Origin of the sequence: Sphingobium sp. BYY-5, from assembly GCF_022758885.1 — a bacterium.
Lineage (GTDB): Bacteria > Pseudomonadota > Alphaproteobacteria > Sphingomonadales > Sphingomonadaceae > Sphingobium.
Genome location: NZ_JALEBH010000001.1, coordinates 768,513 through 793,441, shown reverse-complemented (window position 1 = coordinate 793,441; position 24,929 = coordinate 768,513). Strand labels below are relative to the sequence as shown.

Here is a 24,929-nt window from a genome sequence, read left to right as displayed (position 1 = left end):
TTCCCCTTGCCGACCGTTGCGCGAGGAGCCACGAGATATGGGCGGAGTTCAGATCAACCTCCGAGGAACCAACATGGCGCAGTCTCTTGAATCATTGATCGCATCGCTGCCGCCTGAGCAGCGCGATGAGATTGTTGCCCGCTATCGACAGCTACGATCGGAGCTAGTCGGCACGAAGAGTAGCGCTGGCTCGCGAGGTGAGTACGAAAACACTGGCGGCGCGGAATCTCCGCGTCCGCGCAATCTGCCTCTTTGAAGTTTCACGCCGAGGCCGCCTCCATGCTCCGTCCACGAGCTTCGGCGTTGGCTTCTTCCAATGGCAGCGACTTCACTCGTTTGCACAAGACGAGATTCGATCGATCCCATTGATCGAGTTCTGCAACGGGATAGAGCACAGCCCGTCCCAGCTTGAGGAATGAAGGACCGATCCGCATTGAACGCCAATTGCGGAGCGTGCCCTCGGTTATCGTCCCTCGGTATCGTTCAATCACCTCTTCGACAGTCAGATAGGCAGGACTCGCCACGAAATCTCCCAGGTCAGCAATTGTGCAGCAGCCTGTTGCACTATCACCGGCCGACCAACTGCATAGCGATTGGATGGCCTCCTGTCCGAAGACGTCATCACCGTCGGAAATGCGGTGAACACCGGGAGCGCATCGAAGGCAGACGGGCATTACCTCATCATCTGGCCGGGGTCGGGCAGAACGTAACCCGCCGCAGCTACCAATCAGCCCATCCTTCCTAGGTCGGCATGCGCCGAGGGCCCTGCGGAAAGCCTTTGGCGGAGAACCGGCTGTAACGACGCCGGACTGGATGAAAAAGGATTGCAGTGCGTGGTGGCCTACCGCCGGTTGGCTTTTTCGATCCGATGCGGCAAGCTTCGCAATAAGCTATGGGCTGACAATGATCGACAGGGACGAGATCAAAGCAAAATCGGTAGAGTTCGACATTCACCATGTGAATGTGGAACGCGACTACGTCTTCGGCTGGCTTCTCAAGTCGATCTTCGAAAACGAATATCTACGCAATGTTTTGGTGTTCAAGGGCGGGAACTGCCTACGCAAAGCGTTTTATGCTGAGACCCGCTTCTCCAGCGATCTCGACTTCTCGGCTCCGGCCGCGGTCGACGCGGAACGCGTCATAGCTGAGATAAACCAAGCTTGCCGCGCGGCTCAGGCGGACTGTGGCGTTCAGTTCCACACGGATCGCAACACGTTTGAGCCCGGCCTGATGATCGACAGCCAACGGCGGTCCTACAAAGGGCGGGTGTACTTCACCGACTTCTTCGGCAATCAGGACGATCTAACCATCAGCGTGAAGGTTGATGTGACGGAGTTCGATCGATTGCACGTCGCGCCGGTCACCCGCGCGTTGATCCACCCATACTCCGATGCTTCAACATGTATCGCCGATCTCCAGTGCATGGCGCTGGAGGAGATAGTGGCAAACAAGATGAAGTGCCTCATTCAGCGAAGGCATTCTCATGACCTCTTCGACCTTGTCTACGCCACCTTCATTAACCGAAGCATCGAGATCGACCGAGGGCTCACGCTTCGGACTTTCCTTGATAAGACGATTTTCAGTGCGAGCCCTGGGGCCGCGAAAGAGATCTTGCTCGGCCTGCCGATGACGTTCTTCGGCGGCGTATGGGAGAAGTTCATCAAGTGCCCCAAGTCGACGAGGTTTGGCTTCGATCGCGCTTCTGACGGCTTCCGCCAGGCGATCGAAAGCTTGTTCGAGGGTGTTGGCGGCCAAAGCTGGGGCGAGCGCCTCTTCTTTCCGTCGGAACACCGCAACGTCATCATGGAGGCAGGCGCGTCGCGGAAGCTCCTGAGAGTGACCTATGACGGTATCGAACGGTTCGTTGAGCCATATTCGCTGGCGTATAAGCGAGCAGCGGGAAAACCGGCACGAGAATACCTGTACGTCTATGATCGAACTGGCGGCCGAACCTCGCCTCCTGGAATCAAAAGCCTGATCAATACTGGGATCAACCGAATCGAGCTGACGGACGAAATCTTCGAGCCGCGTCACGAGATCGAGCTGTCCAAGGCCGGCGAGCAAGGCAACAAAGCATACTTCGGGAAAGCATTCTCGCAGAGGTCGGCAACGAAGCCTTCGTCCCGCCTGCGACAGGCGGCCGGGCGTTCACGGCTCGCAAGTCCCTACAAGCAGGCATTCAAAGTGCAATGCCCATACTGCCAGAAGGTGTTCACTCGACAAACACAATCCACCGCCCTCAACGAACACAAAGCGCCGAACGGGTATCCATGTGGGGGACGCAGTGGCTATCGGGTCTACTAGTCCCGCAACGACGGTAAGCAACGTCCTGCTGCGCGACCAAGTCATTCTCGGGCGACTTGAGGCGCTCAAGACTAAGATCATAGAGTGGGCCACGAGAAACGAGCTGTGGCTCGACTCAGCTTTCAAAACACCTTTCCTGCACCGAGGAGACGCGCCTTTTCTCGGAGAGGGCTTGTTGCTTGTTTCAGACGGCGACCTCGTCTCGATTTTCAACAGCGAACATTACGAGACGGACCGCCTTGAGGAAGAATTTAGGGCACTTTTACAGCAAGAGGGTTACTGGTACGAGTTACAAAACCGTACATCTGCCCTCATCATTCCAGAAGACGAGGAATTCAAGGCAGATCTTCTGCAAGTCTACCGATGGCAGTGGATTCAGAGACTATCCGAGCGCCGGCTTTACAGCCTGCATAGCGAGGTTTTCGAATTCTTCGCCCGTGATCCAGATCGGCTGAAACAACTGGGATGGCGCCAGTTCGAAGAGTTCCTCGACGCAGTGTTCAGGAACCAGGGATTTCACACGCAGATCGGTCCGGGGAGCGGCGATGGCGGGATAGACCATCGTCTCTATCAGAGCGAAGCAATACCCGAGATCGTCGCGGTGGTTCAGGCGAAGCGATACACTGATACGCCAATCGGTCTGGAAGCGGTGGCCGCGCTGTTGGGGGTGGCAGCGGTTGAAGGCGCTCCGAACGCCATTTTCGCCACGACGTCCCGTTACCTGCCTGGTGCCCGTGAATATGCGCAGAACGCACGGCAGAAATTGCATCTACCCAATCTTGATTTAGCCGATCTTGGCCGCATCCAGGAATGGTGTGGAACGATCGCGCAGCAGCTAGAGACCTATTTTGGCGGCGGTGAACTGTCGCTCCCACCGCTCCTCACCAATCGTTCTCCAAGTCCGCTCAGTGGACAAGTTGTGGTCGCCAGTTGGGGCTCCGGTGTCACTTTGAATTCGTTTGCGGTGATTGAAGCAGACTATCCGCACGAGGTGATTCTGCGTTCCATCGGCCATCGAGATGTGTCGGGCGACGGACAGCGAGGGACGCAAATGCCGGATGAAGGCGGTGCACGGTTTCAGCTCGATCCGATCCGCTTCGTAGCGTTTAGGAGTGAAAGTGGTGGACGGGAACACTTCTGGGGTAATGGCAGGCTGTACTCACTGTGGGACGGCACGCCTCAGTATTTCGACAGCTGCGACTAGCGGATGACTTTCTCGCGCTTCCAAGGTCGTTCGTTTCAATAACCCTTTTGCCTCGTCTCGCTGGCTACTCCCCACTGCAAAGACGATACTGTACTTCCATCCCCATTGTTCGCCAGGAGGCAGGGCCGCATGGCTACAACGTAAGCGGGGCCTGAGGGCCGCCTTGCGCGGCGCCCATTCGCCGGGATGATTGCCGCTCTTTTAGCGAGGTGGCGGGTGTCGGACGAGATCGAGGTTTCAGCAAGCGAACGGGCGAGTAGTCATATGAGTAATCGTATGAGTAGTCGGATCGAGGTCGTTAGCCGGGTGTCGGGTCGGCGGCGGTGGACGGTAGAGCAGAAGCTATCCGTGCTGCGGGATGCATTCGGCCCGGAGGGCTGCGTGCGTACGGCCTGTGAACGCCATGATGTCGGCAGCGGCTCGATCTACACTTGGCGGCGCCAGGCGATGTCCGGTGAGCTTGCCGGGGTTCGCAAGTTGGCCGAGCCGGCATTTGCGGAGGTGCAGATCAGCGAGCAGCCAGCCTTGCCTGCCCCGACAGTTGCAGCGAGCAGCGGCGGCGTGATTGGCATCGAACTGCCGTCTGGTATCAGGGTGAGCGTGGATGCCACGGTCGATGCCGATGCCCTGTCACGGGTGATCGGTATCCTGACGCGATGATCCCGCTGCCGCCATCGACGCGGATCTTCCTGGCCTGCGACGCGACCGACATGCGTAAGGGTTTCGACGGCCTGGCGGTGATGACGCAGCAGGTTCTGGAGCAGAGCCCCCATTCCGGTGCGCTGTTCGCTTTCCGGGGCAAGCGCGGCGATCTGGTGAAGCTGCTTTGGTACGACGGCCAGGGCATGTGTCTGTTTTCCAAGCGGATGGACCGGGGGCGCTTCGTGTGGCCGTCGACCAAGACGGGGTCGGTGGTGATGACGGCGGCGCAGCTTTCGATGCTCTTGGAAGGCATCGACTGGCGGCGACCTGAACGCACTTTCACTCCTTCATTGGCGGGGTAAAACGCCCATTTTCTGGTGCTTTTATTAGCGTTTCGACCATCGATCTGCTATATGATCGTGGTGTCGGACGCAGGCCTTTCCACCCCTGATAAAGACGCTCGGATCGCCGAGCTTGAAGCTGCATTGGCAGCTGCCCACGCCGATATTTCCGCCCGCGACATCCTGATCGATACGCTGCGCGTGCAGATTGCGCGCCTCAAGCGGATGCAGTTCGGCAAGTCGTCCGAGAAGCTCGATACCCAGATCGCTCAGCTTGAGCTGGCGCTCGAAGAACTCGAAGGCGAGGCCATCATCGTCGCCGCGCGTCGAGGCGATCCAGTAGCCGTCGATCGGTCATCACCGGTTCGGACGCTACCAGCTCATCTGCCGCGCGAGGAGCAGCGGATCGAGCCCGAGCAGGGTAACTGCACCTGTCCCGACTGCGGCGGCGCGCTGCGGCCGCTAGGGCAGGATAGCGACGAGATGCTCGATGCCGTGCCGGTGCAGTGGCGCGTCGTTCGGACCATCCGCCCCAAATATAGCTGCCGGGCGTGCGAGAAGATCGTGCAGGCGCCCGCGCCGGTGAAGGCGATAGCGCGGGGCAAGGCGACCTTCGGCACCCTGGCCCATGTCGTCGTCTCCAAGTTCGACCATCACCTTCCGTTATACCGCCAGGCCGAGATCATGGCCGCGCAGGGCATCGAGATCGACCGCTCGACGCTGGCAGGCTGGGTCGGCCAGGCATCTGTCCTGCTCGATCCGATCATCAACCGCATCCGCGAGGTCGGACTGACCGCTTCAAAGATCCACACCGACGATACACCGGTCCCCATGCTCGATCCGGGACGTGGCAAGACGGCAACCGGCAGGCTCTGGGCCTATGCCGTCGACGATCGGGGCTGCGGTGCCATGACCCCGCCGCTGGTCTGGTATGAGTTCACCACCGACCGGACAGGCGCACATCCCCAACGGCAGCTGGCCAGTTTCACCGGCTATCTTCAGGCGGACGGCTATGCCGGATACGACAAGCTCTACGACACCAACCGCGTCACCGAGGTCGCCTGCTGGGCGCATTTCCGGCGCAAGATATTCGACATTCATGCGACCAAGCCGACACCGCTCACCACTGATCTGCTTGAACGCATCGGCCAACTCTATGAGATCGAGGCGGAGGTTCGCGGCCACCAGCCCGATATCCGACGACGAAGCCGACAGGACCGCACCAAGCTGCTGATCGACGAACTGCGCCAGGCGCTCGACGATGCCCTGCGCCGCCTTTCGCCCAAATCCGAGATGGCCAAGGCCATTGCCTATGGTCGCAAGCGCTGGGTCGCTCTGACGCGCTTTCTCGATGATGGACGTCTGGAAATCGATAACAACATAGCCGAGCGCGCCATGCGCTGCGTGGCCCTGGGTCGCAAAAACTGGTTGTTCGCAGGTTCAAAAGCAGGCGGCGATCGCGCCGCTGCCATCTATTCCGTCATCGAGAGCGCCAAACTCAATGGCCTCGAACCACAGGCCTATATCGCCGACGTCATCGCCAGGATCGCTGGCAACTGGCCTGCTACCCGCTGGGATGAACTCATGCCGTGGAACTGGCGGACCGATCAGCAACCGATCGCCGCAGCCGCCTGATCTGCGGCCTCCAGGCCCCGCTTACGCTACAACCTATTTCTGTGCAGGAGCGCAACGGGCTAGCAGTGCGGTGCCGAGCCGTTCCACAAGATCGGCGAACTCCAGGACCGCGCTGCCCTTGATGATCAACCGCTGACCCACCTGGTAGCTCGTGTCACCGCTGCGGCTCACGTAGTCGCTGTCGACTATGCCCTGTTGGTGGGCAAGCAGGTGGCGCTGCTGATAATACACGCGCAGGCCCTTCACGGCGACGGCATCGAGAAGCTGCTCATAAGAAGCCCCGAGTTCCGCCTCCCACAACTCCGACCCGGCATCGAGATTCTGAAACGCATTCCGGCGGGCTGGCTTCCCTGCCCGGGCTTCGTAGAGCTGCTCGGCCAGGCGCTGGAAGGATGTGACGGTGTCCTGCATTGCTTTCTCAAGCAGCGCACGAGTCATCACCTCGGCTTCGTCAGGACTGAGCGCCGAACGTAGGGTCTCACCAAGGCCGGCGGCGGTACGGATAGTGGCCAGCGTTTGTAGGAAAGTATGACTGGCTGAGTTCTTCCCGCAGCTTGGACAGAAATATGCCGCGCCGACGTAAGAATATCGACACCCGCAATCCTCGCAGATCGTGCGAAGGCGCATCGGTTCTGCCGCTGCTATTGGCACAAGCACAGCATCGCGCCCACCTTTCACGTCCAACGTGATACTTAGGAACGCGCCGCGCTTCTGACGACGCTTCGACGCCTGAGCATCAGCTCGCATCGCGCCATTGAGGCGATTAACGACAGTCCCAAGAGCATACTGCTTTGCGGCTTCAATCTGGGCGGTGGTGTACCAGGATTTAGCCGGAGCTGTGTGGCGGCAGGACGGGCAGAACACCTCCTCATCGCGCACAATATTCTTCCAATCGTCGCCGTGGATTTTGAATTGGAAAAGGCAGGCTTCCGCTGGGCACTCCTTATCGACGTAGCCCTCTGCGTCCCCCTCAAGGGGCACTTCAACTTGCTGAAGTTCAGCAAGGCGGCGGAGCTCCTTTTGCAAGTTTTTGAACATTCTTGTGCCACTTGAGTCGAGGTTGATCCGGCTCAGCACGTATCATGAACGCGACGTGCGGAGCCACTACCGATGAAGGTGCATCGCGAGGCGATGATCTATTGTCAGCAGCCCTGCATGGCGATCTTGAAGGGCGGCCGCTGGTGGGCTCCAGGCATGTAAATGCACTCCAGTCATCATAGCTTTGGCGCAGAATGCAGAAGCCGGTTTGTCACTTTCAATCTAACTGTTATTCTGCGGTGTGGGGGGATACTGTGTACATAGCAGAAATTCGGATCGAGAACTTTCGCCTGTATGGCGCGGGGGATCAGGCCTTTGTGCTCACGATGAAGCCGGGTCTTACCGCACTGGTTGGCGAGAATGATGCCGGGAAGACTGCGATCATTGACGCGCTCCGGCTCGTGCTTGGTACTCGCGACCAAGATATTTTACGCGTCGATCCGATGGACTTCCATCAGGCGACGCCCGGCAGCGATCATGCCGATCAAATAGTCATTCGGCTGACCTTCCGTGGCCTGACCACTGCCGATCGCGGCGCTTTCGCCGAGTTCCTCACTTATGAGACGATCGCGGGCGCCACCGACACTGCACTGATCGTGACCTGGGTGGCGAAGCGAAATGCCAAGGAAGGTAGCTCACGCCGGGTGCTGCCGCCCGAATGGCGCACCGGCACCAAAGGCGACGGACCCCTGCTCGACTTGGGGGCACGATCGCTACTCACCGCGACCTATTTGCGGCCCTTGCGCGACGCCGAGCGGGCGATGAGCGCCGGCCGAGGATCACGGCTGTCGCAGATCCTCCAGCACACCAAGGAAATCCGCGACACCGGCAACCCGTTTAACAAGCTGGCCGACCCGCCGGACGACCCGAAGACGCTGAGCGTACTGGGCTTGGGCGACTACGCCAGCCATTTATTCGGCGAGAGCGAAGGCATCAAGCAAGCGCGCAAGCGACTCAACGACGAGTATCTTAAGCCGCTCTCGTTCGCCAACGATCTGTTGCACGCACGGATTGGCGTAGCCGGCGCACAGGACGACAGCCTCAGATTGCGCCAGCTGCTCGAGAAGCTCGAACTCGCACTGACCGCATCGCCCGATGCCGAGAGCGCGCATGCCCGCGGGCTCGGCTCCAACAACCTGCTCTTTATGGCGTGCGAGCTGCTGCTGCTCGCTGCTGAAAGCGACGGTTTCCCGCTCCTGCTTATCGAAGAGCCCGAGGCGCATCTCCATCCACAGCGCCAGCTCCGGCTAATGTCGTTCTTGCAGGAACAAGCCGAGAAGAAGCGCGCCGACGGACAGCGCATCCAGATCATCGTAACGACGCACAGCCCCAACCTCGCTTCTGACCTAAAGCTCGACAATATCGCCCTGATCGAGGGCGGGCGGGCATTCCCGCTGTGCGAGGGCGCGACCAAGCTCAGCGCGTCGGACTATCGATTCCTCGAACGCTTCCTCGATGTGACCAAAGCAAACCTGTTCTTCGCCCGGGCCGTGATGATCGTTGAAGGCGATGCCGAGAATATCCTGCTGCCGGTGATTGCCAGACTGCTCGGCCGCGACTTCCACTATCATGGTGTATCCGTGGTCAACGTCGGCGGGGTCGGGCTCGGACGCTATGCGCGGGTATTCATGCGTGAGGACGAGGCGAAAGATGGCGCCATCAACATACCCGTCGCTTGCATCACCGACATGGACGTGATGCCCAACAACGCTCCGTGGATCGTTGGCAAGCTCGAGGCCGGTCAGCCGATCCCGGTCCGCCCGCCGTCCAAGCGGCAATGGCGGATTAAAGCCGATTTCCCTGGTGATCAGCTGGAGCAGCGTCGGGTTGAGCGCAAAGCCAAAGCGTCGGGCCAGAACGTCGAGACGTTCGTCGCCGACGAGTGGACGCTCGAATACGACCTCGCCTTTCATGGACTCGGAGAGCATGTCTATCGCGCGGCTTCGCTGGCGCTCGCCGATGAGCGGCTCAATGCTGGTACCACCAACCAAGCCGCCGTTCTCGCCGCCGCCGACGCAGCCTATCAGGCGCTAGTGAATGCCGCTCACGATCAGCCAACGCTCGCCTCACATGTGTATGCGCTGTTCGAGGCCGACGGAGCATCCAAGGCGATCGGCGCGCAATATCTCGCCGAGCTGCTTGAGAAGGAGGTCACCGACGGCGCACTTGATGCAGAGGGCCTGCGGGCACGGCTTCCTCCCTACGTGGTCGCCGCAATCGCACATGTCACCGGCCCGTTCGTGCCGCAAGCCGCCGGAAGCGCGGCAGCCGAACCGGACCCGCCCGCAGCGACTCCCATCTCGGCGGCCTGAGCGATGTTCGAGAATCTAATCCGCGAAGAGGACGTCGCCTGGGCGGCGGAGTTGATGGGTCTGGGGCCGGAAGGGTTCGCACCGGTTGCGGGCGATGACAGCCGATTTCAGGCGATGCTCCGTCTCGACACCGTCGATTTCGAGGCATGTCCTGGTAGCGGCAAAACCACTTTGCTTGTCGCGAAACTGGCCGTGCTGGCAATGCGCTGGCCGCATCGCCAGCACGGCATCTGCGTGCTGTCACACACCAATGCGGCGCGAAACGAGATTGGCGCAAAGCTCAGCAATACGGCGGCCGGTGTCGCGCTCATGCGTTACCCCCACTTTGTCGGTACCATCCACTCGTTCGTGAACGAGTATCTAGCGTTGCCGTGGCTCCGGTCGAAGGGCGTCTGGGTGCGCTGCGTCGATACGCAAATTGCGCTCGCAAAGCGTTGGGCCTTGCTGCCTAGCAATACGCGCTGGGCGTTGCAGCAGGCCAATCTGACGGAGTCCTGCCTGATCTATAGTCAACCAGACTACGGTGGCGGTACGACCGGCAGGTTTGGACCGTTGACGGCGACATATCAGGCAATTGTGGCCGCTCGTCGGGCTTCCAGCGAACAAGGTTACTTTTGCTTCGACGAGATGTTCATCTGGGCAAACGAACTCCTCGATAACTGCCCTGGGACGATCCCGACTCTCCGTCGGCGTTTCCCCCTCGTTTTCATCGACGAGGCGCAGGACAATAGTGAAGTACAATCGGCACTCCTGCACCGAATCTTCTGCGATGGCGACGCACCCTCGCGCAGGCAGCGGTTCGGCGATTCCAACCAGGCCATCTATGCGAGCTCAACCCAAAGCGGAGCCACGACAGATCTCTTTCCGAGCGGAGCGGTGCATCCGATGCCCCGCAGTTACCGGTTCGGGCAGGATCTCGCCGATCAGGTCAAAGGCCTAGGGATCGTACCACAGCCGTTGATTGGCGCCGGGCCCCCCAAGCACCTTGGCACCGATCCCAAGGCACCCGCGATTTTCCTGTTTGACGATGGATCTGTGCAGGCAGTGCTGACGCGCTACGGCAAGCATCTTCTGGACAGCTTCGACGGAGCCGCACTTGAGAAAGGCGTGTTCACCGCGGTCGCAGGGGTACACGAGCTCAGCGAGAACGATCGTATCCCGCGAGCGATGGGACACTACGTGCCCAGCTACGACCCGACGTGCGCGAGGAAAGAATCCGCCCCGAGCAGCTTCTCGCAATATCTCACTCGAGCGCGGTTTGAGACGGCGGGCAATGGCAACACCGAAAGGCTGGTTAACGCGACGGCGGCGGCACTGCTCGCCGCGAGTGAGCTTGCCGGTGGTACGCACCACCGAACCGCGCGAAAATCTCCGCATCGCCGGGTCGTCGAGATGCTCAACGATAGCGATGCGCGGGCCAGCTATCTCGCGCTGCAGGAGATCGTCCTATTACACCAAGGCGATATCACCCCCGGGGTCTGGGCGGCGGAAGCACTGGACCATATCGAGGCAGTGGTGCGGCATTTAAGCGGTGCCGCCGCGCTGGACGGCGATGTCATTACGTTCTTGGCGACACCTCAGCCGCATGCCTTCGCTGAAGGTGAAACTGCAATCGTCGCGCGCACCGATAATCTGTTCGCCTATCCCCCAGACGCACCGCAGGTGCGTATTCGCCTGGGTTCGATCCATTCGGTAAAGGGCGAAACGCACACGGCTACACTGGTGCTCGATAGCTTCTTCCACAACCACCATCTGAGCGAACTTAAGCCATGGTTGCTGGGGACGAAATCGGGTGGCTCTTCGACGAACCGCAGAGGCAGGCAAGCCTTCGAAGGTCCACGTATCCTCGGGCGGCTTAAGCTCCATTATGTCGCGATGACCCGGCCGACGCACCTGTTGTGTCTCGCGATGCGCAAGGATGCATTCGGCGAAGGGGAACTTGAGACGCTGACGAGTCGTGGCTGGACGATCATCGACTGCTGCACACTCGCTCAGGCATAAGCCCTCACACTGCCACGCTGATCTCGGACCGGCGATTGCCTCCGCCCCTCAGACACTCCATCCGCAACGGGTTAGAAATTGATCACCCCATCAACCACCCTTCCGACATACCCGTCTAAGCTACTGATTTGGGATACCTATTCAGTGCAGATTGTGGCCCCGGCCTAGCAACGCATCAACTGCCCCTATTAGGCATCCCGGTTTTGCGGATACCGCTCCCTGTGAGCCGCCAATCGATCCCACGCCACCCGGCATGAATAATCATGCTTTATAGTGCTTTACCGTGACGCATCATGCTTCAGAGTGGGCTCCCGTGATTGACCGTGCATAATCACCCCAGCGGATCGCCCGAACCCAGTCGCCAGGACATTGACGTCACCCGCCAGATCATCGACGCGGGCAAGCGCCTGAACATCAGCGTCCACGACCATATCATCATTGGGGCGCAGGGACATGTAAGCCTGCGGGCCAAGGGGTTGTTGTAGGGTCTCGCTTGCACCGTCTGCCGACCCATTGCGATCGAGCCGGTGGATGCTGAATGATATAGCGGACGGGCGACTTTAAAAATTGGCCTCGGGAGAAGCAGTCAGCGCTGCAATATATTCAATCCAATCCGTGAGCTGCGCAGCGGCACGGTCAGCGGTCAGGCCTGTGGTATCAAGCTGCATACTCAAAGGGCCTGCACGCATGATAAGCGGGCGCTGCCCCAGCCTATCCACTGCCGAAGCATCCTGTAATTTCCCACGGCCCTTTCGACCTTCGTCGACAATACGCATCCTATGCTCGGCAGGGTTGCACAGGAGAGAAATCGTGAAGAGCGGCCAGCCGCGAGAAACGGCAAGCTGTTCGACGGCTTGCCAACTTTCCCGTCCCCAATCGGAATCATCAAAATCGGCGGCAGTAAAGATGATGGTTTCGTCATCTGGAAGCTCCAAAATCCGTTCATAGGCGACGGTCCTGACAGCCCTGACGACATCGAAAAACGCCGAGGTTCCGAAATCTGCGAGAGCAAACCCCACATTATAGATTGTGTGGTTATCAAGTATGCGAGCTTGTAATCGCTGCGCCATAATCTGGGCGACGGTCAGTTTACCAACACCCGGCGCACCGTTGATGTGTATCAATCTGCCCATCGCAGGTTTATGTCAGCCATCAGGCGATTATGGGCAAGACGTAAATGGCGAGAAGGGTGGTTAAGAGACTGGCGGCTTTTGTTGATAATTTGGCGTTAGCCGCCGGTCTGTTCGCACGCTGCTAATGCTGCGGCGGCAAGTTCGTCCGCAAATGGATCGTCAGAAGGTTCAGCCCAAACTTTAAGGTCTGGAGTCAGCGACGGGTGGGCGCAAATTGCTGCTGCTTCTAGCACCGGAATCGCGACCTGTTCCGCACCTAGAGCCTCCAGCACGAACGGCAATGCGATGACGGGATCGCGGCTTGCCAAGCCTAAAATTGCCTCCGCTCTGACAAATTCGTCCTCATCCGTTGTCGCGCCAAGCAGCGCAGCGCGAACGGCGGGCGTATCGCCACCCTCTTGGCTTAGCAACAAGGTCGCCCAATCGCGGTTTGTGCGATCCTGATCACGCGTGAGTTGTATGAGCCGTTCAAGGTTCAGCGCGGCGAATTCCCCACCGCTTAAAGGCACTTCTTCGGCGATAACTGCTTTCAGGAAGTCCGAAGAAGGTTCATATCGTTTTGACACTTCCAGAATATGCCATAGGCATCAGGCCCTCGGCAAGACGAGCGGCTGGTTCTGGGGTCCGGAATAATCTTGGGCTACGGCTGAAAATGGTCGGCGGCCGACGCCGCCCGCCAATCAGCCGTTGAAGCCGACTGACAGGAAGCCCGGCACCGGGCCGTTCCACCCGTCGTCCGGGCCATCATCCACTTCGGGGCGGCGCTGGCGTTGTGGCGCGGCGGGGCGGGCTTTCCGGTCGTCGCGGGGACGCTCCTCACGGGCGGGTTCGCTCTGACGTTCGTCGCGGCGCTTCTCGTCGCGCGGCTTTTCGCTGCGACGGCGGTCGTCCTTGCGGTCGCGGCCTTCGGCGCGCGGCTCTTCCTTCGATGCTTCGGCGCGATCGGTTCCATTGGCTGCCCCACCCGGCAGGGGCGCATAGGCGATCTTGGTGCCGATCAGCTTCTGGATATTGTCGATCGCCTCGGCATCCGCATCGGTGACGAAGGTATAGGCAACGCCCTTTGCTCCCGCGCGGCCGGTGCGGCCGATGCGGTGGACATAATCGTCCGGGTGCCAGGGCGCGTCGAAGTTGAAGACGTGGGATACACCCTTGATATCCAGGCCGCGCGCGGCGACGTCCGATGCGACGAGGATATTGACCAGGCCGTCGCGGAACCGTTCCAGTTCGGCGATGCGTGTCGACTGGTCGATATCGCCGTGAATCTCACCCGAACGATAGCCATGCTGTTGCAGGCTCTTGTTAAGCTCCCGCACCGTGGTCTTGCGGTTGCAGAAGATGACCGCGCTCTGCACCTTCTGATCGTCGAGCAGCGCGCGCAGCGCCTCGCGCTTCTTGCGCGAATCGACCTTCACCAGATGCTGGGTAATGTTGGTGGAGGCGGTCGCGGGGCGCGCCACCTCGATCGACTTGGGATTGGAGAGGAAACGGTCGGCCAGCTTCTTGATGACCGGCGGCATCGTCGCCGAGAAGAGCAAGGTCTGCCGCTGCGCCGGCAGCTTGGTGCAGATCTGCTCGATATCGGGAATGAAGCCCATGTCGAGCATCCGGTCCGCTTCGTCGATGACCAACATGCTACAGCCGTTGAGCAGGATCTTGCCGCGCTCGAACAGATCCATCAGGCGGCCTGGCGTGGCGATCAGCACGTCGACGCCCTTTTCCAGCGCCTTGATCTGATCCCCCATCTGCACGCCACCGATCAGCAGCGCCATGGAGAGCTTGTGATATTTGCCGTACTTCTCGAAATTTTCCGCCACCTGGGCGGCGAGTTCGCGGGTCGGCTCCAGGATCAAGCTGCGCGGCATCAGCGCGCGGGCGCGGCCATGGGCAAGGATGTCGATCATCGGCAGCACGAAGCTGGCGGTCTTGCCCGTTCCCGTCTGCGCGATACCGATGATGTCCTTCATCATCAACACCGGCGGGATCGCCTGCGCCTGGATCGGCGTGGGCGTGTCGTAACCCGATTCGGTTACGGCCTTGAGCAATTCGTCGGAAAGGCCGAGATCGGCAAAAGTCATTCAAATGTCCGGGACAGGAGGGTAGCCGCCTTGCGCGTCCGCACGACGGAAATCGCGCGCGCCTTGCGGAAATATCGGCATCTTGTCAAGAAATTCGCGCAGTTTCCGGCGATCATTTCCCGTCAATCGTCCGGATCGACAGCGATCAGGCGACGGAAACTGTCGATAGCACAACTCATACCGCTGCGCGCCTGTAATTCATCCCGCCCCGAACAAAGCGACCCGTCCTCATGCGGCTCGACATAGAAGCCCGAATAGAAACCGGTCGAATCGCAGCCCCGCTCTAACCGGGCGCGATAGCGATGCTCATCCGCCAGCAGCAGATCGACCCCATTGCGCACCACGATGCTAGCCCCGCGAATCGAACGCAGCGCAATGCAGCGCGGCCCCTTTTTCTCTTCCCAGTCATCGCCCCCGTCCGGCGCGATTCGCGGCGGCGCCTGCCCCTTGCGCGCCATCGGCACGCGGATGATGACCCGTTGCTGGATTGTCAGTTGCGCCATTTGCACAGGCTCTGCGGCAGGCACGATGAGGAGCAGCAGGACGGAATGAAGCAAATCGGACCCCTTTTGGGAGTGGCACCCTATCGGCATATGGTTGAACAGTCGATGAATTCCGGGGCATAGGTGCACCCCATGATCGGACAGGACATCATCGACCGCTTCGCCGCCCTGCTCGGCCCCAAAGGGGTAACGAACGAGCAGGATGATATCGCCCCCTGGGTCAGCGACTGGCGGGGCCGTTATCATGGCGCCGCAGCGGCGATCCTGTCGCCCGCCTCCATGGAAGAGGTCGCCGCAACGGTGAAACTGGCGGCAGAACTGGGGGTGCCGCTGGTGCCGCAGGGTGGCAACACGTCCATGGTCGGCGGCGCGACCCCGCCTGCGGACGGTTCCGCGCTCATCCTGTCGCTGCGTCGGATGAACCGGATTCGCAGCCTGTCGCCGGAGGATAATCTGGCGGTATGCGAAGCTGGCGTGATCCTGAGCGTGCTGCACGACGCCGCCGAAGCCGCCGGGCGCCGCTTTCCGTTGAGCCTGGGCGCCAAAGGATCAGCCACGATCGGCGGCCTGGTGTCGACCAACGCGGGCGGGACGCAGGTGCTGCGCCACGGCACGATGCGCGCGCTGGTGGAAGGGATTGAGGCGGTGCTGCCCGACGGCAGCATCTTCGACGGGCTGGATGCGCTCAAGAAGGACAATCGCGGCTACGACATCAAGCAGTTGCTGATCGGTGCGGAGGGGACGCTGGGCGTCGTCACCGCCGCCGCGCTGCGGCTGGCGCCCGCCATCGCCGCGCGCGCGGTCGGCTGGGTCGGGGTAGAAACGCCCGCCGATGCGCTCCGCCTGCTCCGCCTGACCGAGGAAAGGCTGGGCGACAGCGTCGAGGGTTTCGAGATCATCGCCAACGACACGCTCGGCTTCGTGCTGGGGCATATCCCCGGCACCCGATCACCGATCGAGACACGTACGCCCTGGCATGTGCTGATCGAGGTCGATCATGCCGACCTGTCCGAACCCGGCCCATCCGAACGACTGGAAGGCGCGCTGGCCGAAGCCTTCGAGCGCGGCATTGCCGTCGATGCCGCCATCGCCACTAATGAGGCGCAGGCGGAGGCCTTCTGGCGTATTCGCGAATCACTGTCGGAATCCGAGCGCGCGCAGGGGCCGGCGCTCCAATATGACATCAGCGTGCCGGTCGCGAAAATGCCGGCCTTCATGGTCGAAGCGGCGGCTGCGGCCGAAGCGGCCTTTCCCGGCACCACGGCATCCTCCTTCGGCCATCTCGGCGACGGTAATGTCCATTTCCACGTTCGCGCGCCCAAAGGCACCAGCGATGGCTCCGCCTGGATCGCCGCACAGGGCCAGACGATCAACGCCTTCGTCCACAATGCAGTGGTCGCGGCGGGCGGCTCCATCTCCGCCGAACATGGCATCGGCCAGATGAAGCGGGCCGAACTGGGACGGCTCGCCAGCCCAGCGCGAATCAGCGCCCTGCGCGCGATCAAGGCGGCATTCGATCCCAAAGACCTGTTCAACCCCGGCAAACTCATCCCGTTGCCGGACGAAGGTTGAATACCGGCCGCCGACAAAGCGATTGCACCTGACCGGCAAGGCCTATATCGCCCTGCCCCAATATTTGGACCCGCGGCGCGTGCGGACGCGCCGCATTTATGAGAGAATGGACCTGACCATGGCCAGCGCGCCCGCAAATAATCTGCCGATCTTCTACAATGACCTTATTCCGCTCAACAGCCAGGATCATGCGGACTACAAAACGCAGCCGGTGGATTCCGCCCCATTCCTGGCCAACCAACATGCCATTCCGCTGACCGTCGATGAATTCGTCTCGGCCCAGCGTTTCACCCCGATCATCTTCTCGGCCGGCGCCGACAGCGTGCCGCTGGCGCTGATGGGTCTGAACGAAGGTATCAACGTCTTCCTGGATGACGAAGGCAAGCTGAATGGCCCGGCCTATGTGCCTGCCTATGTCCGTCGTTATCCCTGGATGCTGGCCAAGCTGCGTCCCGACATCGACGAACTGTCGCTCTGCTTCGATCCGACCAGCCCGGCTCTGGGCGCGTTCGAAGAAGGCCAGCCTCTGTTCGAAGACGGCAAGCCGTCCGAACTGACCGAGGGAGTGCTGAAATTCTGCGAGGATTTCGAGCAGGCTGCGGCCCGCACCGGCCAGTTTGTGCGCGACCTGCAGGAAATGGATCTGCTCATGGACGGCGAAGTCGCGATCCAGACGCCGATCAACGACCAGCCCTTCGTCTATCGCGGTTTCCGCATGGTCAATGAGGAAAAGCTGCGCGACCTGCGCGGCGATCAACTGCGCAAGATCAACCAGAGCGGTATGCTGCCCCTGATCCACGCCCACCTCTTCTCGCTACAACTGATGCGTGAGATTTTCGAGGCGCAGGTTTCGCAGGGCAAGGGACCAATCGCGGTTCCTGCAGCGCCAGCGGCCCCCACCCCAGTCGAAGCCTGAACGGGAAGTTAACCCGAAGCGGCTCAAATAATTGATGGATTGGGCGTCGCGTTCCCCCTTGAAAGGCAATGCGACCTGCCCTATCTATCGATCATACGGCGCACCTGCCCCCCTTTCGGGTGTGTCGTATGGGCGCCTCCCCCCTTTGGAGGCGTCTCCTCCCTGAACCTTGGCCACCCCATGCTATGCATGGGGTGGTTTTTTATTATGGGAACATTGCAGTCGCCCTCTTTCGCTTGACGCGGCGGAACGGCCTGCTAAACGCCTCCCCCTGCCGGTCGCCAATGCGGCCTATGGCCCCTTCGTCTAGCGGTTAGGACGCGGCCCTCTCACGGCTGAAACACGGGTTCGATTCCCGTAGGGGTCACCAGGCGATTTCAAGCACTTAGCAGCGATGTTGGCGGTAATATTGGCCGACTTCGGTAATAGATCGGTTCTAAACACGCTGGAACAGATAGAACCAGCCTGAAACAATTTTCCCGTTGCTTGATGCTTGACAGCAGGTTTGTCTTTCACTCCATTGCCACGCTGCAGGGTGGAGAAATCGAGCTTGTTAAGAACGTTAGAGGCGGTCCAGTATATCCGGGAAGTGGGCAGCGGACGCACACGACCGATCGTCATTGCTGCAGAAGCAGACGATGGAGACGTCTATGAGGTCGTCCTGAAGTTTGCATCGGCATGTGACATGGGCACAAATTCGCTGACGGTCGAAGTCATAGCGGCGTGTCTGGCTGCGCATCTTGAGCTGCCCTGTTGATTTCCACTGAGAAGTGACCCGGGTAGGGCGTAAATTTCCACTGAGAATTGACCCATGTTGAACTCGTCCCTGGCTTTGACAAGCGAGGGTATATGGAGTGTTGGACATGGCGTTATTAAGCGTTATCCGGCGCTGGCATTTTCGCGATCATCTACCGATCCGGGAGATAGCGCGGCGCACCGGACTATCACGCAACACGATCCGCAAATATTTGCGGTCCGAGACGATCGATCCGCGGTTCAAGGTGCCCGATCGACCAAGCAAACTGGACCCATTTGCTGAGCATCTGGCGGCCTGGCTGCGGCGCGAGATGGGCCGATCGCGCAAGCAGAAGCGCACGATCAAGCAGTTTCACGCCGATCTGGTGAGCCTGGGCTATGAAGGATCCTACAACCGGGTTGCCGCTTTTGCTCGGGACTGGCGCGAAGATTATCGGCGCCAGCAACAGATTGGCGGGCGTGGGACATTCGTGCCCCTATCGTTCGCGCCGGGGGAAGCTTTTCAGTTTGATTGGAGCGAGGACTGGGCAATCATCGCCGGGGTTCGGACCAAGCTGCAGGTCGCGCATTTCAAGCTCAGTTACAGCCGGGCATTCATCGTGCGTGCCTACCTTCTGCAAACCCATGAGATGCTGTTCGACGCCCATAATCACGCCTTCCGCGTGCTGGGCGGCGTGCCGCGCCGGGGTATCTATGACAATATGCGCACTGCCGTCGACAAGGTCGGGCGTGGCAAGAAACGCACCGTCAACGCACGCTTCCTGACGATGGTCAGCCACTATCTGTTCGAAGCTGAGTTCTGTAACCCGGCTGCGGGATGGGAAAAGGGGCAGGTCGAGAAGAATGTCCAGGATGCGCGGCACCGTCTGTGGCAACCAACGCCGCAGGCCGAGAGCCTTGATGCGCTGAACCTGTGGCTGGAGGAGCGCTGCAAGGCGTTATGGGAGGACATCCCTCACGGGATCGAACCCGGATCGGTTGCCAATGCCTGGGCCGATGAATCTGAGTGTCTGATGGTTGCGGGCAGGCCCTTCGATGGTTTTGTGGAATATCGCAAACGGGTATCGCCGACCTGCCTCATCCACTTTGAGCGCAATCGCTACAGCGTACCGGCCTCTTTCGCCAATCGCACTGTCAGCCTGCGCGTCTATCCTGATCGCTTCCAGGTCGTCGCCGAGGGACAGCCAATCTGCACGCATCAGCGCATCATCAACCGCTCTCACGACGGTCCAGGTCATACGGTTTATGACTGGCGCCATTATCTGGCGGTCGTGCAGCGCAAGCCCGGCGCCCTGCGCAACGGTGCGCCCTTCCTTGAGCTACCCGATGCGTTCCAGCGTCTGCAGCGACATCTGTTGCGCAATCCTGGCGGCGACAGGGAAATGGTCGAAATACTGGCGCTGGTTCTTCATCATAATGAGCAACTGGTGTTGACGGCGGTCACCATGGCGCTGGAGGCTGGCGTTCCGACCAAGACCCATATCCTCAATCTGCTCTACAGGCTGGTCGACGGAAAACCGATCTCCACGCCGCCGGTGACGGCGCCCCAGGCGCTCAAGCTGGTCAGCGAGCCGATGGCCAATGTCGAACGCTATGATGATCTGCGCAAGGAGAAGCGTCATGCGTCATGACCCTGCCAGCGGCGCCATCGTCGTCATGCTCCGCAGCCTCAAGATGCATGGCATGGCGCAGGCCGTCACCGATCTCATGGAACAGGGATCTCCAGCCTTCGAAGCCGCCATTCCGATCCTCTCCCAGTTGCTCAAAGCCGAGACAGCAGAACGGGAGGTTCGATCTGTGGCCTATCAGCTTAAGATCGCGCGCTTCCCTGTCTATCGCGATCTGGCCGGCTTCGACTTTACCAGTAGCGAGGTCAATGAAGCTCTGGTGCGTCAGTTGCATCGCTGCGACTTCATCGACATCGCCGACAATATCGTGCTGGTCGGCGGTCCTGGCACCGGCAAGAGCCATGTGGCAACGGCGCTGGGCATCCAGGCCATCGAACATCATCGAAAGCGCGTCCGCTTCTTCTCGACGGTCGAACTGGTCAATGCGCTCGAGCAGGAAAAAGCACAGGGCAAGGCCGGTCAGATCGCCAATCGCCTCCTGCACTCTGATCTCGTTATCCTGGATGAGCTTGGATATCTGCCGTTCAGTGCTTCAGGGGGCGCGCTGCTCTTCCATCTGCTGAGCAAACTCTACGAGCGCACCAGCGTCATCATCACCACAAACCTCAGCTTCAGCGAATGGGCCACCGTGTTCGGCGACGCCAAAATGACCACGGCGCTTCTCGATCGGCTTACCCATCATTGCCACATCCTGGAGACCGGCAACGATAGCTTCCGCTTCAAAAACAGCTCTGCCAAGCAGATCAGAACCGAAAGGAGAAAACCACGGGTTGACCCGCCCATGACACCCGAAACATAATCCGCAGACGGGTCACTTCTCGATGGAAAACCCGGGTCACTTCTCAGTGGAAATCAACATCTGATCAGCTCGTTCGTCGTCTTATTGTTCATCTGCGCTGGCGCGAGAGCGCCGGCGCAGACTTTCGGTCCACCGATCCAGGGTTTTTGCCTGCTCTCCCGCACGGGGGCCATCAACGCATCCCGCGCGGGCCAGGCGATGCAGGTCCAATTGCGGCAGATGCAGGCATCGCTGTCGGGCGCGCTCGCACAACAGCGCGCCGCCCTCGATGCGCAGCGCCGGGCGCTTGAAGCGCGTCAGAACGTCACCGCGCCGATCGAATATCAGCGCCAGCAGGCGGCGCTCAATCAACAGGCGCAGGCCCTGGACCAGCAACAAAATGCGCGCTTCGTCGCGGCCCAGCAACGTGGCCAGCAACAGATTGATCGTGCGCTCAACGATGCGCTGGGGCGCGTCGTCACGCGCTCTTCCTGCAGCCTCGTGCTGGAGCGCGACAATGCCTATGGCTGGAACAATGGCATGGACATAACCCCCGCCGTCACCCATGAAATGGACAGCCTGCTGCAGAATATCGTCCTGCAATGAAGTAGCCAGACCAAATCTGCTATCAGACAGGCCCCGCCGGGCGGGGTCGCTATACTGCGGACACCGCCGTCAGCATCATCCCTGGCGATAACCGGGCAGCATGTCGATCGTCACCCAGCCCTGGACATAATTGGCGTAATAGAGGCCGAAGAACAGCAGCGACAGGATCGTCGCGCGCAACGCGACCCGGCCCGGCCGGAAGTTGCTGGGCGCGCTGTCCGCCTGCCCCTTCAGCAACACTTCGCCGGTTTCATCGGGCGTGCGGATGCCGAAGGGGAGCATGATGAAGGCGCAGATGACCCACATCAGGAAATAAATGGCGAAGATCGCGTACCAGTTCATGGCATCTGATTAGGCGCGGATCAGCAACACGTCCACTACCGGCTTCTTGCCGGTCCAGCGGGTGGCGGTACGGCGTACGGCGAGGCGTACACGTTCCCGCAGCGCTTCTTCCTCCTGCGATCCCTTGGGAACGACCGCGGCGGCTTCTTCGGCCGCTTCCGCCAGGAAGGCCATCTTGTCTTCTTCGACCGGAACGCCCTGCGTCCGCAGGGCCGGCTCGCCGATCAGCTTGCCTTTCCGGTCAAGCGCCACGGCGACACTGATCTGGCCATGCAGGCCAAGCTTGCGCCGCTCGTTCATCGTAGACCCGTCGGCGGGCAGGATGACATCGCCGTCCAGCACCAGCCGGCCGGTATCTTCACGCCCGATAATCTCCGGCGCGCCGGGGGCCAGCCGCAGCAGGTCGCCATTGGACTGGACCGGCGCATGTCGAATGCCGCTGGTCAGGCCAAGCCGCGCCTGCTCCGCCATATGGCGGCGTTCGCCGTGGACCGGCAGCAGGATTTCCGGCCGAATCCAGCGATACATCGCTTCCAGTTCCGGGCGACCGGGATGGCCGGAAACATGCACCTCCGCCTGGCGATCCGTCACCATCAACACCCCGGCAGTCGCCAGCGCATTCTGGATGCGGCCGATGGCGATTTCATTGCCCGGAATCTGCTTGGAGGAAAAGACGACCAGGTCGCCCTCCGCCAGCTTGATCGGATGGCTGTCAAAGGCGATCCGGGATAGCGCGGCGCGCGCCTCACCCTGCCCGCCCGTGGCGACAATCATGACATCGCTTCGGGGCAACGCCATGGCGTCATCCCAATCGATCGTCGGCGGGAAATCCTTGAGATAACCCGCAGCCTTCGCCGTGTTGATGATCCGGTCGAGCGAGCGGCCGGCAACGCACAGCTTGCGCCCGGTCGCCATCGCCACTTCACCCAGCGTCTGCACGCGCGCGGCATTGGAGGCGAAGGTCGTAACCAGCACGCGCCCCTTGGCGCCGGCGATGGTCTGCATCAGCCCTTCGCGCACATCGCCTTCCGAACCGCTGGCCTGCGGATTGAAAACATTGGTGCTGTCGCACACCAGCGCCAGCACGCCTCCGTCGCCGATCTCGGTTAGTTCCTCCGGCGTCGAAGGCTGGCCGAGCAGTGGGCGCTCATCCAGTTTCCAGTCGCCCGTATGGAAGACGCGACCATAAGGCGTGTCGATCAGGACGGCGTTACCCTCCGGGATCGAGTGTGCCAGCGGCACATAGCGGAAACCGAAGGGGCCGAGGTTGAAGCTGCCCTCATTATCGATGACGTTGAGCTCAACCTCCTTGGTCAACCCTTCCTCTTCCAGCTTCTGCCGGATCAGATCCGCCGTGAAGGGCGTGGCATAGAGCGGCACGCCGAGGTCGGCGGCCAGATAAGGGATGGCGCCGATATGGTCCTCATGCCCGTGCGTCAGTACGATGCCGAGCAGGTCGTCGCGCCGTTCCTCGATAAAGCTCAGGTCCGGCAGGATCAGTTCCACACCGGGATAGGCCGGATCGGCAAAGGTCAGGCCGAGATCGACCATGACCCATTTGCCCTGGCAGCCATAAAGATTCACATTCATGCCAATCTCACCCGACCCACCCAGGGCCAGGAAGAGCAGCTCGTTTTCAGGTGTCATTCTATTTTCAAACTCCGTTCGTGCAGCAGCGCCAATCCCTGAATGGTCAGGTCCGGCGCAATCGCATCGAAAATATCACTATTGTCATTGAAGAGGACCGCGAGGCCCCCCGTCGAAATCACTTTGGCCGGGCGGCCAATCTCCGCACGAATGCGGGCGACCAGCCCCTCCATCATCGCCACATAGCCCCAGAAGACGCCGATCTGCATCGCATCGACCGTGGTCCGCCCGATCACTGAACGATTTTCTGGCGGCTCGATCGCGATCTTGGGTAGCTTTGCCGCTGCGGCGACCAGCGCGTCCAGCGACAGGTTGATGCCCGGTGCGATGATCCCGCCCTTATAGGCGCCGCTATAGTCTACCACATCGAAGGTCGTGGCCGTACCGAAATCGATGACGATCAGATCGCCGGGATAGAGATGGTGGGCGGCGATGGCGTTTACAACCCGGTCGGCGCCGACCGAGGCCGGCTCGGCGACGTCCAACTCTATGCCCCAGTCCACCGGCGCTTGCCCGGCGACCAGCGCGGTCGTCTTGAAATATTTCTCCGCCAGCACCTGAAGATTGTGGAGCGCGCGCGGCACGACGGTTGCGACGATGACGGTGCTGACGTCCGCCATCGCATAGCCCTCCAACTGCAATAGCTGGTGAAGCCAGACCGCATATTCGTCGGCCGTGCGGCGCGGGTCGGTGGCGATACGCCAGCGCGCGCGGATGTCCCGCCCGTCGAGCAGCGCGAAAACCACATTGGTGTTACCCGCATCGATCGCGAGGAGCATGGCCCGTCCCTCAGGTCAGAATGATGTCGCCGGCGTGAATGGCACGGCTCTGCCCATTCGCCAAGCGGAGGATCAGCATACCCTGGCGGTCGAGCGTGTCGAACGCCCCCTCCACCACTTCGCCATCGGGCTGGACCACGCGCATCGCCGTACCGGTGGGATGGGCATTGAGCAGCCAATGGGTGCGGACGGGGTCAAGGCCCTGCGCGCGCCAGATCGCGAGCCAATGGGCGAAAAGCTGCGCCAGCCGTTCGAGCAGCGCGCCCGCCTGCGCATCGTCGGCACCTTGCGCGGCAAGGCTGGTCACGGAACGATCGAGATGGGTCGGATGGCCAGCTACATTGATGCCGATGCCGATGACGATGGCGTCGCCGACACGCTCCAGCAGGATACCGGCGATCTTGGCGCCATCGACCAGCAGGTCATTGGGCCATTTGATCCGCGCCTGGCCCGCGCAGAGTGGCGCGACCAGGGCGTGGACGGCATTGGCCGTGACCAGCGCCAGCGTATGCGGCAACGGATCGTTCGGCCCGATCCGCACCAGGGTGGAGCAATAGAGATTGCCGGTCGGGCTTTCCCAGACACGACCCATGCGCCCCCTGCCCCCGGTCTGACGACCGGCCCGCAGCCATGTCCCTTCGGGTGCGCCCTGCTCCACCAGCGCCAGCATGTCCGCGTTGGTGGAGCCGGTTTCCTCGACGAAGCGAAGGATGG

22 protein-coding genes, 1 tRNA gene and 1 pseudogene are annotated in these 24,929 nt (G+C 60.9%); 14 read left to right on the top strand and 10 right to left on the bottom strand.

From position 1 onward, the window contains the following. Positions 1–260 precede the first annotated feature (260 nt). On the bottom strand, positions 261–524 hold the full coding sequence (locus tag MOK15_RS03890) for a helix-turn-helix domain-containing protein (RefSeq protein ID WP_242930401.1): 264 nt from the start codon (positions 522–524) through the stop codon (positions 261–263). Between the two features lie 379 nt (positions 525–903). Here MOK15_RS03890 and MOK15_RS03885 point away from each other — a divergent pair, with 379 nt between their 5' ends. The 5 genes from MOK15_RS03885 (at position 904) to MOK15_RS03865 (ending at position 6,126) form a co-directional block, all read left to right on the top strand. Further along, the gene (locus MOK15_RS03885) at positions 904–2,304 is read left to right on the top strand and encodes a nucleotidyl transferase AbiEii/AbiGii toxin family protein (protein ID WP_242930400.1); all 1,401 of its coding nucleotides are present in this window, start codon (positions 904–906) and stop codon (positions 2,302–2,304) included. Next, on the top strand, positions 2,285–3,508 hold the full coding sequence (locus MOK15_RS03880) for a restriction endonuclease (protein ID WP_242930399.1): 1,224 nt from the start codon (positions 2,285–2,287) through the stop codon (positions 3,506–3,508). Before MOK15_RS03885 ends, MOK15_RS03880 begins: the two co-directional genes overlap by 20 nt. Positions 3,509–3,772: 264 nt before the next feature. Then, complete coding sequence (locus tag MOK15_RS03875; protein ID WP_242930141.1) at positions 3,773–4,168, top strand: transposase; 396 nt, start codon at positions 3,773–3,775, stop codon at positions 4,166–4,168. Beyond that, positions 4,165–4,512 (top strand): IS66 family insertion sequence element accessory protein TnpB, encoded by a 348-nt coding sequence (tnpB, locus tag MOK15_RS03870; protein ID WP_242930140.1) that lies wholly within the window; start codon positions 4,165–4,167, stop codon positions 4,510–4,512. The genes MOK15_RS03875 and tnpB overlap by 4 nt, the downstream gene beginning before the upstream one ends. A gap of 51 nt (positions 4,513–4,563) precedes the next feature. After that, positions 4,564–6,126, top strand: a complete 1,563-nt coding sequence (locus MOK15_RS03865; RefSeq protein ID WP_242930139.1) for an IS66 family transposase — start codon at positions 4,564–4,566, stop codon at positions 6,124–6,126. Between the two features lie 33 nt (positions 6,127–6,159). On the opposite strand, the gene MOK15_RS03860 is transcribed toward MOK15_RS03865, so the two are convergent. Continuing rightward, on the bottom strand, positions 6,160–7,164 hold the full coding sequence (locus MOK15_RS03860; RefSeq protein ID WP_242930398.1) for a hypothetical protein: 1,005 nt from the start codon (positions 7,162–7,164) through the stop codon (positions 6,160–6,162). 254 nt (positions 7,165–7,418) lie between these two features. Between MOK15_RS03860 and MOK15_RS03855 the strand changes: the two genes are divergently transcribed. From MOK15_RS03855 to MOK15_RS03845, 3 genes and pseudogenes are all read left to right on the top strand, one after another. Then, on the top strand, positions 7,419–9,476 hold the full coding sequence (locus MOK15_RS03855) for an AAA family ATPase (RefSeq protein WP_242930397.1): 2,058 nt from the start codon (positions 7,419–7,421) through the stop codon (positions 9,474–9,476). A gap of 3 nt (positions 9,477–9,479) precedes the next feature. Further along, positions 9,480–11,477, top strand: coding sequence for a UvrD-helicase domain-containing protein (locus MOK15_RS03850; protein ID WP_242930396.1), 1,998 nt, complete (start codon positions 9,480–9,482; stop codon positions 11,475–11,477). A 323-nt stretch (positions 11,478–11,800) separates the two neighbouring features. Then, positions 11,801–11,962 (top strand): annotated as a pseudogene (locus MOK15_RS03845) (JAB domain-containing protein); the annotation flags it as partial. Between the two features lie 75 nt (positions 11,963–12,037). Here MOK15_RS03845 and MOK15_RS03840 read toward each other — a convergent pair. The 4 genes from MOK15_RS03840 to MOK15_RS03825 all read right to left on the bottom strand — a co-directional run bounded on the left by MOK15_RS03840 (position 12,038) and on the right by MOK15_RS03825 (position 15,245). Continuing rightward, positions 12,038–12,610: a hypothetical protein gene (locus MOK15_RS03840; RefSeq protein WP_242930395.1), complete on the bottom strand. Its 573-nt coding sequence runs from the start codon at positions 12,608–12,610 to the stop codon at positions 12,038–12,040. Between the two features lie 95 nt (positions 12,611–12,705). After that, positions 12,706–13,176, bottom strand: a complete 471-nt coding sequence (locus MOK15_RS03835; RefSeq protein ID WP_242930394.1) for a HEAT repeat domain-containing protein — start codon at positions 13,174–13,176, stop codon at positions 12,706–12,708. 114 nt (positions 13,177–13,290) lie between these two features. Continuing rightward, positions 13,291–14,688, bottom strand: coding sequence for a DEAD/DEAH box helicase (locus tag MOK15_RS03830; protein WP_242930393.1), 1,398 nt, complete (start codon positions 14,686–14,688; stop codon positions 13,291–13,293). A 122-nt stretch (positions 14,689–14,810) separates the two neighbouring features. Then, positions 14,811–15,245, bottom strand: coding sequence for a hypothetical protein (locus MOK15_RS03825; protein WP_242930392.1), 435 nt, complete (start codon positions 15,243–15,245; stop codon positions 14,811–14,813). 78 nt (positions 15,246–15,323) lie between these two features. Between MOK15_RS03825 and MOK15_RS03820 the strand changes: the two genes are divergently transcribed. The 6 genes from MOK15_RS03820 to MOK15_RS03795 all read left to right on the top strand — a co-directional run bounded on the left by MOK15_RS03820 (position 15,324) and on the right by MOK15_RS03795 (position 21,447). After that, positions 15,324–16,763, top strand: a complete 1,440-nt coding sequence (locus MOK15_RS03820) for an FAD-binding oxidoreductase (RefSeq protein ID WP_242930391.1) — start codon at positions 15,324–15,326, stop codon at positions 16,761–16,763. A gap of 118 nt (positions 16,764–16,881) precedes the next feature. Continuing rightward, positions 16,882–17,679 carry a SapC family protein gene (locus tag MOK15_RS03815; protein ID WP_242930390.1) on the top strand — a complete coding sequence of 266 codons (798 nt, stop codon included), beginning with the start codon at positions 16,882–16,884 and terminating at the stop codon, positions 17,677–17,679. A 295-nt stretch (positions 17,680–17,974) separates the two neighbouring features. Beyond that, a tRNA-Glu gene (locus MOK15_RS03810) sits at positions 17,975–18,049 on the top strand. A 493-nt stretch (positions 18,050–18,542) separates the two neighbouring features. After that, the gene (gene istA, locus MOK15_RS03805) at positions 18,543–20,066 is read left to right on the top strand and encodes an IS21 family transposase (RefSeq protein WP_242930107.1); all 1,524 of its coding nucleotides are present in this window, start codon (positions 18,543–18,545) and stop codon (positions 20,064–20,066) included. After that, complete coding sequence (gene istB, locus MOK15_RS03800) at positions 20,056–20,862, top strand: IS21-like element helper ATPase IstB (protein WP_242930106.1); 807 nt, start codon at positions 20,056–20,058, stop codon at positions 20,860–20,862. The genes istA and istB overlap by 11 nt, the downstream gene beginning before the upstream one ends. Positions 20,863–20,946: 84 nt before the next feature. Then, complete coding sequence (locus tag MOK15_RS03795; protein WP_242930389.1) at positions 20,947–21,447, top strand: OmpH family outer membrane protein; 501 nt, start codon at positions 20,947–20,949, stop codon at positions 21,445–21,447. 75 nt (positions 21,448–21,522) lie between these two features. Here the strand turns inward: MOK15_RS03795 and MOK15_RS03790 are convergent, their stop codons facing one another. From MOK15_RS03790 to MOK15_RS03775, 4 genes are read right to left on the bottom strand one after another with little or no spacing between them, the layout of a single operon-like run. Next, positions 21,523–21,789, bottom strand: a complete 267-nt coding sequence (locus MOK15_RS03790; protein WP_242930388.1) for a DUF1467 family protein — start codon at positions 21,787–21,789, stop codon at positions 21,523–21,525. A gap of 9 nt (positions 21,790–21,798) precedes the next feature. Then, on the bottom strand, positions 21,799–23,436 hold the full coding sequence (locus tag MOK15_RS03785; RefSeq protein ID WP_242930387.1) for a ribonuclease J: 1,638 nt from the start codon (positions 23,434–23,436) through the stop codon (positions 21,799–21,801). Beyond that, positions 23,433–24,215: a type III pantothenate kinase gene (locus tag MOK15_RS03780; RefSeq protein WP_242930386.1), complete on the bottom strand. Its 783-nt coding sequence runs from the start codon at positions 24,213–24,215 to the stop codon at positions 23,433–23,435. Before MOK15_RS03780 ends, MOK15_RS03785 begins: the two co-directional genes overlap by 4 nt. 10 nt (positions 24,216–24,225) lie before the next feature. Then, the gene (locus tag MOK15_RS03775) at positions 24,226–24,927 is read right to left on the bottom strand and encodes a biotin--[acetyl-CoA-carboxylase] ligase (protein ID WP_347567216.1); all 702 of its coding nucleotides are present in this window, start codon (positions 24,925–24,927) and stop codon (positions 24,226–24,228) included. Positions 24,928–24,929: the final 2 nt, after the last annotated feature.